At 56.8% G+C, this 13563-nt stretch carries 11 protein-coding genes; 1 reads left to right on the top strand and 10 read right to left on the bottom strand.

Translation table 11 applies throughout. The annotated features are described in order from the left end of the window. Positions 1-42: 42 nt before the first annotated feature. The 7 genes from G7Y44_RS02390 to G7Y44_RS02360 form a co-directional block, all read right to left on the bottom strand. Positions 43-1575 carry an MATE family efflux transporter gene (locus tag G7Y44_RS02390; protein WP_241159150.1) on the bottom strand — a complete coding sequence of 511 codons (1533 nt, stop codon included), beginning with the start codon at positions 1573-1575 and terminating at the stop codon, positions 43-45. A 211-nt stretch (positions 1576-1786) separates the two neighbouring features. Continuing rightward, positions 1787-2692 carry a biotin--[acetyl-CoA-carboxylase] ligase gene (locus tag G7Y44_RS02385; protein WP_165247262.1) on the bottom strand — a complete coding sequence of 302 codons (906 nt, stop codon included), beginning with the start codon at positions 2690-2692 and terminating at the stop codon, positions 1787-1789. Positions 2693-2727: 35 nt separating this feature from the next. After that, a complete protein-coding gene (gene folP / locus G7Y44_RS02380) occupies positions 2728-4050 on the bottom strand; it encodes a dihydropteroate synthase (RefSeq protein WP_165247260.1) in 1323 nt (440 codons plus the stop codon). Further along, positions 4051-6357, bottom strand: a complete 2307-nt coding sequence (gene ftsH / locus G7Y44_RS02375; protein WP_165247258.1) for an ATP-dependent zinc metalloprotease FtsH — start codon at positions 6355-6357, stop codon at positions 4051-4053. A 13-nt stretch (positions 6358-6370) separates the two neighbouring features. Then, entirely contained in the window at positions 6371-6928 is a 558-nt protein-coding gene (gene hpt, locus G7Y44_RS02370) for a hypoxanthine phosphoribosyltransferase (protein ID WP_371807450.1), read from the bottom strand. Positions 6929-7117: 189 nt separating this feature from the next. After that, positions 7118-7438: a hypothetical protein gene (locus G7Y44_RS02365; protein ID WP_165247256.1), complete on the bottom strand. Its 321-nt coding sequence runs from the start codon at positions 7436-7438 to the stop codon at positions 7118-7120. After that, positions 7435-7758, bottom strand: a complete 324-nt coding sequence (locus G7Y44_RS02360; protein WP_165044911.1) for a type II toxin-antitoxin system RelB/DinJ family antitoxin — start codon at positions 7756-7758, stop codon at positions 7435-7437. The genes G7Y44_RS02365 and G7Y44_RS02360 overlap by 4 nt, the downstream gene beginning before the upstream one ends. Positions 7759-8078: 320 nt before the next feature. On the opposite strand from G7Y44_RS02360, the gene G7Y44_RS02355 reads away from it, so the two are divergent. After that, positions 8079-9551 (top strand): AlbA family DNA-binding domain-containing protein, encoded by a 1473-nt coding sequence (locus G7Y44_RS02355; protein WP_165247254.1) that lies wholly within the window; start codon positions 8079-8081, stop codon positions 9549-9551. Between the two features lie 84 nt (positions 9552-9635). Here G7Y44_RS02355 and G7Y44_RS02350 read toward each other — a convergent pair whose 3' ends face one another. The 3 genes from G7Y44_RS02350 to rlmD form a co-directional block, all read right to left on the bottom strand. After that, positions 9636-10430, bottom strand: coding sequence for a Maf family protein (locus G7Y44_RS02350; RefSeq protein ID WP_241159149.1), 795 nt, complete (start codon positions 10428-10430; stop codon positions 9636-9638). A 90-nt stretch (positions 10431-10520) separates the two neighbouring features. Further along, positions 10521-11756 (bottom strand): tRNA lysidine(34) synthetase TilS, encoded by a 1236-nt coding sequence (gene tilS / locus G7Y44_RS02345; protein WP_165247252.1) that lies wholly within the window; start codon positions 11754-11756, stop codon positions 10521-10523. A 109-nt stretch (positions 11757-11865) separates the two neighbouring features. Beyond that, positions 11866-13383 carry a 23S rRNA (uracil(1939)-C(5))-methyltransferase RlmD gene (gene rlmD / locus G7Y44_RS10370; RefSeq protein WP_241159148.1) on the bottom strand — a complete coding sequence of 506 codons (1518 nt, stop codon included), beginning with the start codon at positions 13381-13383 and terminating at the stop codon, positions 11866-11868. Between the last annotated feature and the right edge of the window lie 180 nt (positions 13384-13563).

Raw genomic sequence — 13563 nt, 5'->3', positions numbered from 1 at the left:
CTCACGCCCCACTGCTTTGCGGCAGCAGGACGCGCATTTTACCTAGAATTGAGCTGTTAGCTGACCGCTTTCAAGCTTGCCCAAGCGCCGCAACTCAATAACGATGAACAGCACCGCCGTGAAAACGGATAGGAAATCGGATACCGGGACGCTGAAGTACAGCGCGTCAAGACCTGTGAACTGCGGAAACCACCCCGGCAACACCATGGGAAGCACCACGTAGAGCGGAATGAGGAAAAGTATCTGGCGCGTCAACGACAAAAAAATCGACTTCGCCGGCTGCCCTGTTGCCTGGAAATAGTTCGAGCTGACAATTTGAAAACCGACCAACGGCAGCATCATGAGCTGAACTCCCAAAGCGAACACCGTAAAATCACGCAGTTCAGGGTCGGTGATGCCAAAGAACCCAACGATGGGGACAGCGAACAAATGTATAATCAGCCACCCCGTCACGGCAAGCATCGTCGAACCGGCAACAGCCCACCAGTACGTCTTACGTACGCGCTGGAAATTGTGTGCCCCGTAGCAGAAGCCCAGCAGCGGCTGCGCGGCAACCGCCACACCAATGAGTGGCATAACCACAAACATGGCGATGCGCTGCACGATACCAATAGAAGCAAGTGCCCCTTCGGCACCTACAGGGCTTATCGTACCGTAATAATTGAGCAAGTTGTTCAGCACGAAGTTCACTAACGCCATACCGATCTGCATGATAAAGCTAGCCATACCAAGCGACACGATGAGTGCGGCAAGGTCGCGACGCGGCTTCAGGTAGCGAGCGCGCAGCTTCATAGGAACGTTCGGGGTGAGTACGAAGTACCACAGCACGCTTATACACGAACATGCCTGACCGCACAAGGTTGCCCACGCACTGCCCGCCACGCCCCAGCCGAAAACCATAACGAATAGGTAATTGAACACGGTGCATGCCACCGCGCCGATAACCATGGTCACCAGAGCGCGGTTCGGCGCGCCAGCGGTACGGATGAAGTTGTTTACACCCATGCCGATAACCTGAAACACGAAACCCGCTGACAAAATGCGGATAAACGTGCGCGCATAATCCCAGTCCTCGGCCGTTGCACCCGACACGAGAAGCAACGGCTCGATCAGCGGAGACATCGAAATGGCGAACACAATAACGGCGAGCGCAAGCGCCAAAAACACCGTGTTACCGAGCGTCCATTCAGCCTCATCGCGACGCCCTTCCCCCATACGCAGCGCCGCAAGCGCGTTACCACCGTTGCCCACCAGCATGGACAGCGCCATGAAAATGGTCATGACCGGCATGGCAACCGTAGCCGTAGCAAGACCAACCTCGCCCATAGCTTGGCCTAGAAATACCGAGTCGATAACGTTGTATGCGGCATTCACCAACATTCCAGCGATGGTTGGCACCGCAAATTCAAGCAAAAGCAGCGGAATCGATGCTGTACCCATGCGCGTTACGCGGGCGATGTTGTCCCCTTGTGGCTTTTCAGTTTGCGGTTTGCTACCCTGCGGCTTGCCAGTTTGTGGCTTTTCAACCTGCGGTTTATTTTCGCCTTCTCGCTCAATGCCATTCGCGTCGTTCATGCTCTCACGTGCCTTCCAATATGCCGTTGTCTCGTCTATGCAAAACGAATATTTTAATTCCTATCATTTCGTACTTCAAGGTAAACATACCTCGACATCAAAGTTCCATGGTGTTCCATGATACCCCTGAACGTCAAAGTCAATTTGCGAGGTTAGCTGAACACAGGGGCACTCCACGTTGGTGAACAAGATACAGAGGAAGCACGAGACGCTATAGAATGTGCGCCTCGCCAGATGACACCGGGCAACGTGCGCCATCGGACGTCTGCAGAAGGAGCCTTCCGTACTCATCCACACCCGCAACAACACCAACCTGTGTCACGCCGCCATGAATGTTTGCGATGCGAACCTCTTTTCCATCAAGTGCCGCATGGGCTGAAAACTCGTCAACAAACGCAGCGAAACCCTGTTCGCACCACCGGTTATACAGCGGCAAAACGGACTGCAGCACCGCGTCACCCACGCAGGAAACAGCGGTTTGCACATCAGCCGCATCAAGCCCCAAATCAACCAAATACGCCGGAGTATTCTTACCTGCTACCCAAGACGAATGAGACGGTTGAGCAAACCGGTTCGGCGAGAAACCTTCGGTCAAGTGATCCGCACAAGCTGAACTGTCGGCCAGATGTCCCGCGCAAGCCGCATGCTTAAGCGAATATCCTGCACAAGCTGCGCGCTCAGGCGACACCACGTTCACCCCAATGCCCACACACACCCCACCGGCGTGCGCCTCAAGCGAAATGCCGCACAGCTTCTGAAACGTAAGCGATTGCTCCGCTGACTGGCCGGAATGCGGAACGTATACCACATCGTTTGGCCACTTCACCTTGATGCGCTGAGCACGCTCTGCTGAAACAAGACCCGCAAGCGCGTCGCGCACGCCCAAGCCCACTACCAAACTGAGCGTAGGAAGCTGCACTGCAGGCACGCGCGGACGCAGCAACAGCGACTGATACATGCCGCCAAACGGGCTTAACCACGCACGCCCCTGACGCCCGTAGCCACCGGTTTGCCGAAGGGCGCGCACCACCAACCCTTCCGCCTCACCTGCTTCTAGTGCGCATTTTACCTGGTTATTCGTTGAGTCGACCGAATTGAGTTCTCGAATACGGAACACGTCGTCCTCCTCTCGAAATAACGCGCAGAACTCGTTCACGAAAGCGGCACCGCACGCCCCACACGCTCGGCTTCAGGCAACGCTGCCTTGGCAACCACCACGTCGTTTGCCAGCACATAGCCAGGCAGCAGTTCCAGTAGCGGCTTCACCACAAAGTCACGCTCGAGCAAGCGGGGATGCGGCAACCGAAGCTCTGGCACGTCGGCTAAGTACAGATGATAGTCGAGGATGTCGATATCGCACGTGCGCGGCCCGTTTTCCCGCTCACGCACGCGGCCCAAGCTGTTCTCGATGGCATGTAGATATCCCAGCAGCTCTTTCGGCGGAATACCCGTGCGCATGAGCACCACGCAATTGACGAACACATCTTGATCGGTAACGTATGCCGGTTCGCTTTCGTAGAAGCGCGATATGTCGATGATCTGCGAATCGGGTAGCATACACAGTTGGCCGATGGCCAGGTTCAGCTGAGCGATCTTCGCCTCGCGCTCTTCGCCCGGCTCGGCAACCAACGCCACGTTACATCCCAGCCCTAGCATCGCATAGGGACGCAGATTGCTCAGCGCCTTCACCGTTTCTTCCACGTTGTGCATACGCAGCACACTCGCACCCAGCTCGCACGCCATCAGCGCCTCTTGCGCCGACGCCTGGTCGCGATCCTTCGGATTGTCGATGCCGTATGCATATCCCACGTAGCTCTTACGCGACGGCGCAGCCATAACGGTGTAGCCCAGGCGCGCGAATTCGTGCAGGTTGCGCATGAGCTCGATCGTCTGCTTCGGCGTTTTGCCGAACCCCGGACCCGGATCGATACAAATGCGATCGGGCGACACACCTGCGTCCACGAGCATGGTGGCTTGATCACGCAGGTAATCACGCACTTCAGACACCACATCGGTATACGTGGGAGCATCCTGCATCGTGCCCGGCTCGCCCTGCATGTGCATGACCACCACACCAACGTCGCACGAGCGCACGACCTCCACCATATCGGGATCGCGAAATCCCGACACATCATTAACGATGGCCGCGCCCGCTTCAATGGCTGCGCGAGCAACCTGCGCATGGCGCGTGTCGATGCTGACACACATCCCTTGGCTGGCAAGGGCACGAACCACCGCTTCCGTGCGAGCGATCTCGTCGCAGACAGAAACCTCAGCGGATCCCGGTCGCGTGGACTCGCCCCCTACGTCGATAATCTTCGCCCCCGCGCGTACCATATCCTGTGCATGCGCAAGAGCGGCGTCGAAGCTACTATGATCGCCCCCATCGGAAAACGAGTCAGGCGTAACGTTGAGGATGCCCATAATAATGGGCATCCTGGTATCGAAGCTGAATTGAGCACAGCGCCAGTTCATCTAGTTCCTTTCGGGGCCTTCCGGTTCATCGGCATCCGCAGGTGCGGGTGCCGTAGGTGCGGCAGGTGCGCCAGGTGCGCCAGGTGCGGGTGCTGCAGGCTCAGCAGGTGCAGCAGGTGCCGCGGGCACATTAGCGTCCACAGGTGCAGCAGAGCTTTGTGACGCCGCTGCGCTGCCCGACGCACCCTCGTCATGCGCCGCAGCATCAACCATCGGAGAGGTCGATCCTTCAGCCAGCAACTGCTCGTCACGCGCCCGCGCCTCTGCTTCCTCACGCTCCTTGGCAGCGATGATGTCGTCCTCGCGTTCCAAGTACGCTTCCCACTCGTTATTCAGCAGTGCGGTACACGCCTCACCATCAACCGTTTCGCGATCGAGCAACACGCCCGCCATTAGGTCCATCTGCTCACGACGCGCACTGAGAACTTCGTAGGCCCGATCGTGCGCCTCTTTCATAATGCGCGCAACCTCTTCGTCAATGCGGCGCGCCGTCTCTTCGGAGTAATCCTGGGTGTTGCCGTAGTCGCGGCCCAAGAACACCTCATGGTTAGGCTGGCCGAACACCTGCGTACCCAAGTTCGCGCTCATGCCGTACTGAGTAACCATGGCGCGAGCCATCTTCGTCGCGCGCTCCAAATCGTTGCTGGCACCGGTGGTTATGTCGTCGCAGAAGATTTCTTCGGCAACACGCCCGCCCATGAACACCGCCAGTTCGTCGCGCATTTCACCGATCGTGTTGAGCACCTTGTCCTCTTTCGGAATAGACAGGGTATAGCCCAGCGCACGGCCACGCGAGATGATTGATATCTTATGCACCGGGTCGGCATGCGGCAGGGTGTGTCCCACCAGCGCGTGCCCGCTCTCGTGGTAGGCGATGGTACGCTTGGTCTGCTCGTCCATGATGCGACCTTTGCGCTCGGGGCCGGCAATCACACGCTCCATTGATTCATTGACTTCCTGCATGGTGATGATCTTCTTGCCCTTGCGTGCCGTAAGCAAAGCGCTCTCATTCATGAGGTTCATCAGATCGGCACCGGTGAAACCCGGGGTCAGCTTGGCAATACGGCCCAGATCGACGTCACTTCCCAGCGGCTTTTCTTTAGAATGCACCTGCAGAATCTTCTCGCGGCCGCGCACGTCGGGCGCGTCAACCACAATCTGACGGTCGAAGCGGCCCGGACGCAGCAGCGCCGGATCCAACACGTCAGAGCGGTTCGTGGCGGCGATAAGTACCACGGATTCGTTCTTCTCGAAACCGTCCATCTCAACGAGCAGCTGATTCAGGGTTTGCTCGCGCTCGTCGTGCCCGCCACCAAGACCGGTGCCGCGCTGGCGGCCCACTGCGTCAATCTCATCGATAAAGACGATCGAGGGCGCTGCCGCCTTCGCATCTTTGAACAAGTCGCGCACGCGGCTCGCACCCACGCCCACGAACATTTCCACAAAGTCGGAACCCGAGATGCTGAAGAACGGCACGCCTGCCTCACCGGCTACAGCTTTCGCGAGCAGCGTTTTGCCCGTGCCTGGAGGGCCCACGAGCAAGCAACCACGCGGAATTTTCGCGCCGATGGCCTGGTACTTCTGCGGATTGGCCAAAAAGTCCTTAATCTCGCGCATTTCCTCGACAGCCTCATCGACACCAGCAACATCGTCGAACTTCACGTCGGGGCGCTCTTCGAGGGTCTTTTTCGCCTTTGCTTTGCCGAAGTTCATCTGCTGGTTGTTCGCCTTCTGCATGGAGTTAAAGAAGAACAGCAACAGGGCGCCAATCACCAGAATGGGAAGCAGCGTCATGGCAATGTCGACCCAGGCGCTCGGAAGCTTCACCTCATACGATATATTAGGATGGCTGCTCAAGAGCTCGCTTAAGGAATCCTGCCCCACGAATGTGGAGGTGTACTTGTGCTCGGTTCCCAAATCGGACGACTCGATGTCGGACGTTCCCACGCCGCCGAGTGGCTTGCCCGTGTCGGCATTCTTAATGGTTGCCATGCGAGCGTTTAGTGCATCGAAGGCACCGTTGAACGCATCAGCCGCGTTCGCACCGGCCGTCACTGCCGGGTAGTACGTGCCGCTAACCGTGTAGCCGCCTGCGTCGTACACCACGTTCTTCACGCGATCCTGCTCGACCGCCTGCACGAATTCCGACGTAATGAGCGTGTCGGTGGGCATATTTTCGGACGATTCGGCGGTAACTAGCTGCCGAATTACGAAAAACGCCATGAGTATCACCAGAATGGTGGCGATCACGCTCACACGCGCGTCGGGCTGGTTCAGGTTCGGCTTCTTGTCGTTTTGTTCTGCCATCTGTTATAACCTTTCAGCTGATAAGCTCTGGTTTCAAAACGCCAATGTACGGCAAATTGCGGTAGCGTTGTGCGTAGTCGAGCCCGTAACCCACGATAAACTCATCAGGGCATTCGAAGCCGACGTACTTGCAAGCAACGTCCGCCTGATCGGGGCGCTGCTTGCGCAGCAACGTGGCAACTTCCACGGAGGCGGGCTTGCGTTCGCGTAGCAGATCGATCACCCGAGACAGCGTGAGACCCGAATCCAAAATGTCCTCCGCAACGATCACGTGCTTGCCCGCTATCGGCGAGGACACGTCTTTTTGAAGGTGCACGTCTCCGGAGCTTTTCGCGGCGTTGCCATATGAGGAAACGGCCAGGTAGTCCATTTCAAGCGGAAGATCGATAGCACGCGCCAAATCGGCCATAAACAACGCTGCCCCGCGCAGTACCGACAACAGCACAATACCGCCTTCCACGTGCGCGTAATCACGCATAATATCCTTGCCCATCTCCGCAACGCGACGGGCAAGCTGCTCTTCACTGAACAGAACCCGTGCGATGTCGTTGTGTAGCTGCATCTCCCTCATAACTCCCCACTCTCGGCGGCACCCCTTTCGGGAAACACTGACGAAAGCCGCCACCTGCAACAAGTTTTCCCAGTGTATCATTGCCCTTCTGCAATAGGCATTACGGAAGGGCAACAGGTGCACCCTGCCACGATTTTTCCAATTTGGGGTTATTACACGGCGTGAGCGATGCCCTACTTCGAAGGGCTGTCATCTGTTCCCCGGAATGGTCGCATGATCGTAGACACCGACCATGCGAATGACGCGGTTCCTTTCTCGTCGAAAATAAACAACGAGGATGTCGTTATCATAAATATGAAACTCATAATGACAGCCGTCAGAAAAGGGCGGCCTGATGAGCATATGGTCGTCCCAGCCGTTTTCCTCGATGAAACCCTTTTCGGCAAGCTCATTTATGCAATCCCGAATGACCGAGATGATTTCCGCAAACTGCTCATGCGTATACTTACTGCGCAAGGCCTTCGCGGTCTGCCAAAAGCGGTTGCTGATTTTGACCGTGTAGCGCGTCATTGTCCGACCTCAAAGGCTGAAAGACCAAGATCTTCAAGCACGTCATCGGGAATGCAGTAAGAATCACAGACCGAAACGGCGTCATCGGGGATAAGACCTAGTTCCTGCGCTTCGGCATAGAGCATATCGCGGCGAACGTCCTCGGCAAGGGCAACCGACGTTGGCGAGAAGAACACGTTGTCGAAAGGCGTCCTGTTCTCGTTTGCAACCTGCGTTACCATCATACGCATGGCCATGGGAGTTGTAATACCGTTGCGTGCAAATGCAGCATCGGCTTTCCGCTTAATTTCATCATCGACGGTAACTTGAATAAGAGCCATAGCTGCCACCTCCTATGTATTTGCCATACTATAACATACAAGGGAGGTGACTGATAATCCATTTTGGTACCAGCAGTCAGATGCACGTGTCACGTCGTTCCTGTTCACGGGTTAGTCCGTGAGCAGGAACATCCCGCTCGTTTTTTCTTTATCATTCGAATTCGCCTTTCTCAGCAAGTCTCTTCTAGATCCGCTCAGCCAAGAGCGCTCGACACTATTCCTTCGACTCGACAATCATTTTGTCGAGTCCTCGACAAAATGATTGTCGAGTCCGTCGAGATTTCGTACACTTAGCTGGCAACCAAAGACACGGAGGCTTTATGGGAATCCCGGCAAACATTGACGACCTTATCAATCGACGCGTTGTGGAGTCAAATCGCATTGAGTTCAAATCGGGGTTCAACCCAAACCCCGTGGTACATACGATCTGCGGTTTCGCAAACGACATTGACAACATAGGTGGCGGTTACGTCATCATCGGAGTGGAAGAGGAAAACGGATATCCCGTTCTCCCACCAAAAGGAATCCCACAGGAGAAGGTAGATGAGACTCTTAAGAATCTTGTGGGCTACTGCCATTGCATCGAGCCTCTTTACAATCCTGTGGTGGAGCCAGTCTTTTACCAAGGCTCGTGGCTGTTGATTATCTGGGTTCCCGGTGGTCACGGCAGACCCTACAAGGCGAGCAAAGATGTGTTTTCACGCAAATCTGCGAAGCACTACTACATCAGGAAATTCAGCAGCACAGTCATTGCGTCTCCCGACGAAGAAAAAGAGCTTTTTTACATAGCCTCCGACATCCCTTTCGACGACAGACCGAACCTTCTCGCTAGACCTGAGGATCTTGATCTGGGACTCATGCGCGAACACCTACACGAAGTAGGCAGCTCTCTCTATGGCCCTTCCGAAAGAATGGATGTCGTTGAACTCGCAACCAACCTACAGTTAGTATCGGGTCCGCCTGAGGACCTTAGACCGCTCAATGTTGGCTTACTCATGTTTAGCGAGCACCCCGAACGGTTTTTCCGCTACGCGCGCATAGAGGTAGTCGACATTCCCGACCCCACGGGCGACGGCATGATTGAAAAGACGTTCACAGGACCAATACAGCGCCAACTCAGAGACGCTCTCGCTTACATACAGAATTATGCAATCAAAGAGTCAGTAAGAAAGGATTCAACACGCGCCGAGGCATCGCGCACATTCAACTACCCCTATGCTGCCGTGGAAGAGATTTTGGCGAACGCGGTCTATCATCGATCCTACCAAATACCCGAGCCTATCGTGGTACGGATAAGCCCCACCGAGATAGAGGTGACCAGCTTTCCAGGTTTCGATCGAAGTATCACCGACGATGACGTGGTGTCAGGTAAGATTAGGGCACGCAGGTACCGCAATCGTCGCATAGGTGATTTTCTCAAGGAGCTTAAGCTCATTGAGGGTCGCAATACGGGCTTTCCGAACGCATACCGAGCACTTGAGCGTAACGGTTCAGGACCGCTCAAGTTCCAAATGGACGAGGCGCGGGGATATATTTCCGTTTCCATACCCGTTCATCCAGCCTTTGCAGTAGGTTCTGGTGGCCGAGCCGCGGAGAAAGCTCAGAAATATGAAGCTGCCATATTGGCTGCGCTCGAGACCGGCGACATGAATCTAACCGAGCTGGCGCGAAGCCTAGGATACAAGGGAATCTCAAGAAGGCTTAAGACCTCCGTGGAGACGCTCGTCGCTCGCGGCGAGCTCGAAAAAGTTACGGTCAGCGGACGCAGTGGCACAATCCTGCACAGGCGCTAGGAGTAACGCGTTTACCGTCCCTATATGTCTGAAACGCAACGCCATGTCGAAACAAGACTCACGTTGCGCTGTGTTCTTCTACTGCTAACGCGGACAATAGGCTACGTCCCCGTTGTCCTTACCGTCCCCGTTGTCCTTACTGGCGAAAATGTCGGGGAAATCGTTGAGCAGGCGCTCTATTGGGAGCCCAATGACGGTGGACATGTTGCCATCGATACCTGCCACTAAACGCTCGCCCTTTCCTTGAATAGCGTAGGCGCCAGCTTTGTCGAACGACTCGCCTTCGCGCAGATAAGCGGCAATATCGTCATCGGACAGCTCGTGAAAGCGCACGCGCGTAGCATCAGTAAACGTTCGGAACCCAAGCGAAACGTCTTCGACCGTGGGCGCGGCAAGCAGCCACACCGACACCGCCGTTACCACCTCGTGCGTACGCCCCGACAACTGCCGCAACATGTGCTTCGCGTCGGATAGGTTTGCCGGCTTGCCGAAAATGCGCCCGTCGCAGACCACCATGGTGTCTGACCCGATAACAGCCGCATACCCCTGGTATTTTTCGGACAGCACCTCTTGCACCACCGCACCCGCCTTGCGCTCAGCTAGCTTTTTCGCCGCTTCATGCGGGTCGAGCAGGTCGTCGGGTTCGAGCGTTTCGTCAACCGGGGTTTGTGGCGTACGCACCACAAACGCAACGCCTGCCTGTTCGAGCAGCTCGCGGCGACGCGGGCTCGCACTCGCCAAAACGATGTCGAACTCGATATCAACCGATTCGTTTGCTGTCTGATCGGTTGTTACCTGATCACTTGCTGTCTGATCGTTCACCATAATGGTTTCCCAGGCCGTCCCTTCCCTCGATCGCTCGCTTGCCTTATCTGCCACTAACGCCTCACCAACGCCTCATGCTGAAGGCTTCTCTCTACAGGCAACTTGCGTTCTGCCGCACGAAGCCGCGCTTTCCCGAAACCCGCGCTACGAAGCTGCGCCCGAGTTTCGCTTCCGGCGCGCACGAAACACTTCCATAGGTTCGACGCGCACACCATGCTTGTTTGCGCTCACCGCCAAATCGCCTTGAATGTTGGCTACATAGCCACCGCGCGGAGCACCGTTTTGCCTATCGAAACCTGCCAGCACTGCGTCGATGGCAGCCGTTTCAATACGCACGTCAGCCGACAGCATGCGACGCAATGCCGAGACAACCACGCGGCGCTGCAGCGGCCTTGGCTTTTGCCCGAACACGGGCGAAAACGTGCATCCTGCCCGATAGTCAATGGACCCGTCATCTTCACTGCCGAGCCACGCAACCACCTCATCGGACAGCTCGTTTGCAAGACGTTCTAACAGGTCGTCTTCGTCGGCGATAAGATTCATGGTGCGACACAGCGTTTCCACCAGGCGGTCGTTTCGCTGTTTCGCTTTCGGTACAATCTCGTGGCGAACATACGCGCGGAACTTGTCGGTATGGGCGTTCGTCGCGTCCTCCCGCCACAGTTTCCCCTGGTCATCGCACGCCATAGGCAGCCCGCTTCGCTCGCGGTCGGCGATGTAGCTACGCAGCGCCTCGCGCGAGACATCCATCAGCGGCCGCACCACCGGACCGTTTTCGTAGCGCATCGAACGGAACCCGCCCGGGCCTGTTCCCACGATGGAGCGCATGTAGAAGTTCTCGATGCGGTCGTCAGCCGTGTGTGCCGTGAAGATGCGACCTTCGGCCAGCGGCGCGCTCTCGTGTAGACACATGCTCTCAAGCGCCTCGTTAGCCGCGAGGTAGCGCTGCTGACGGCCCACGGCCTCCACGTTGCCGCCCGTTCGACGCGCTTCGCCTGCAATATCAACGGCACAGGTGAACAGCGGTATGCGCAACACGTTGGCCAACTGCGTGACAAATACCTCGTCAGCATCGGCGTCGGCACCGCGCAGCTGGTGGTTTACATGCAACAAAGCCAACGGCCCCAAGAAACCGTGCTCCGCAAGCCTTGCGGCAACATAAGCGAGCGCCGTCGAATCCGACCCGCCCGACACCATGAGCAGCACCGGCGCGTCAGGTGCGACCAGACTACGAGCAGTGATGGTACCGAGCACCGATCGTTCCAGTTCGTTTAAATCGTTCAGGTTAGCTTCCCGCTTTCGGCCTCGTTCTTGATCTCGTACGTGTTCCTTATCTTGATCTTGTTCTTGATTGCGCTCTCGACTGCGCTTCTCGCTCATAACGAATCGCCTGCCCATGTCTGTAAACGATTCGGCGAACGTCGCACGGGCCTTCGCCGCTCTCTTGTCACAAAGCCCGTGCCACAACGCACACTTTGTGAAGATGTTATTATCTCACACGAGAAGGTGGCGCGCATCGCTCAAGTGCGCAAACGCATTCCACATGGCTCGTATGAGGGAACATGTCAACCGGCTGCACGGCACTCACGCGATAGCCATGCGCAACAAGATGTGCCACGTCGCGCGCCTGCGTTGCGGGATTACATGAGATGTACACGATGCGCTCGGGCGCCAACCGCGCCGCCGCACTGAGGAATCGCTCGGTAGAACCCGCTCGCGGCGGATCCATAATCAGCACGAGCCGGTTGTTTTCGGGGCTGGCTGCACCGGAAAAGCTTGCCAGACCAGTATAATTGGTAATTCCCGTTTGCCCGTCGGACCCGTCGGTCCCGTCGGACTGCAGCGCGGTGCCCAGGCGCATCTGCGCAGTGCCCAGGCGCATCTGCGCGGCAAGACCATCCAGAAACTCGCTTGCATCCGCAGTCACGAACTCGGCGTTTTCAATGCGGTTGTGTCGCGCGTTGTTTTGCGCGTCGCGAATGGCCGATTCCACGTTGTCTACACCAATCACGCGAGCAGCCCCGCAACTGGCAGCCACTAACCCGATGGTACCGGTACCGCAATACGCATCGATGAGTGTTTCTTCACCCCGCAACACAGCCAAATCGATAGCCGTGTTGTATAGCACTTCGGTTTGCGTGGCGTTTACCTGGTAAAACGACCGCGACGAAATACGGAAGCTCAAGCCACACAGCGTGTCGAGAATAAACCCCGGACCATACAACGTGCGTTCCTTGCTGCCTAATATCACGTTGGTTTGCCGCGTGTTCACGTTCTGCACAACAGTGGTGATGGCGGGCACGCGGCGCACGAGCTCACGACAAAACGACTTCGACGAAGGGAACGCGTCATCGTTGGTTACTAATGTGACGAGCACTTCTCCACTTGAGTGCCCTACGCGAACCACCGCATGACGCAGGAAACCCTCGCCAGTGTCTTCATCGTAGGGGGCGATGTTCCACTTCCGCATGAGGTCGCGCACGACAAGCGTCACCTTTTTGGCCACAACGTTTTCAAGTGCGCATTCGTCGGTAGGAATAAGCTCGTGTGTACCCTTCGCGTACATGCCGGTGAGAATTTCACGGCGCTGCGGCTCCCGCGCTACCGCAGACGCTGCAGCCTTGCCTTTACCCGGTGTGCCCTCGCGGCCGACACGTTTGCCGCCGCTGGTAGCTTTGCGGGTACTAGCCACACCGCCCGCACTCGCACCTGACAGCATGCGGCCCGGCGCATAGGGAGACGCAACCTTGTTGCGGTAATGGAAGGGGTCATCCATGCCAAGAATCGGACGAAGCGCTTCGGGTTCAGCCATGTCGGCAAACAGATCGGCCACAAACCGCTGCTTGTTTGCAAGCTGGTCGGAATACGGCACATCAAGCGCACTACACCCGCCGCAGCGCCCGAACACCGCACACAGCTTGCAGCCCTGTGACGACACATCGCGCTGCAACGGCGCCCGTTTGCTCGACGCAGTCTTTTTCGCCCTGTTGTTCGCGTTTTTCTTCATGCCGCCCATTGTGCCACACCGAACGCGCCATGGCACCGGCAACAAACAAAGGCAATGAAGGCGACGCAACGAAAACGTTAACGACATCGTGACAAGCGACTCACTACTCGCAGCTTATCTGTCGCCGTTTGGTATAGTGGCCGAAACCCACTGGCAAGCCCGAGCGCCACGCACGAGCGA

The organism is Adlercreutzia sp. ZJ141 (genome assembly GCF_011038965.1).
Lineage (GTDB): Bacteria > Actinomycetota > Coriobacteriia > Coriobacteriales > Eggerthellaceae > ZJ141.
This window is presented reverse-complemented; position numbering and strand designations above follow the sequence as displayed.

Excerpts from the sequence above, each read along its gene's own strand:
- ftsH (WP_165247258.1), bottom strand. The coding sequence starts at position 6,357 with ATGGCAGAACAAAACGACAAGAAGCCGAACCTGAACCAGCCCGACGCG.
- folP (WP_165247260.1), bottom strand. The coding sequence starts at position 4,050 with ATGAACTGGCGCTGTGCTCAATTCAGCTTCGATACCAGGATGCCCATT.
- G7Y44_RS02360 (WP_165044911.1), bottom strand. The coding sequence starts at position 7,758 with ATGGCTCTTATTCAAGTTACCGTCGATGATGAAATTAAGCGGAAAGCC.
- G7Y44_RS02365 (WP_165247256.1), bottom strand. The coding sequence starts at position 7,438 with ATGACGCGCTACACGGTCAAAATCAGCAACCGCTTTTGGCAGACCGCG.
- hpt (WP_371807450.1), bottom strand. The coding sequence starts at position 6,928 with ATGAGGGAGATGCAGCTACACAACGACATCGCACGGGTTCTGTTCAGT.
- tilS (WP_165247252.1), bottom strand. The coding sequence starts at position 11,756 with ATGAGCGAGAAGCGCAGTCGAGAGCGCAATCAAGAACAAGATCAAGAT.
- rlmD (WP_241159148.1), bottom strand. The coding sequence starts at position 13,383 with ATGAAGAAAAACGCGAACAACAGGGCGAAAAAGACTGCGTCGAGCAAA.
- G7Y44_RS02390 (WP_241159150.1), bottom strand. The coding sequence starts at position 1,575 with ATGAACGACGCGAATGGCATTGAGCGAGAAGGCGAAAATAAACCGCAG.
- G7Y44_RS02355 (WP_165247254.1), top strand. The coding sequence starts at position 8,079 with ATGGGAATCCCGGCAAACATTGACGACCTTATCAATCGACGCGTTGTG.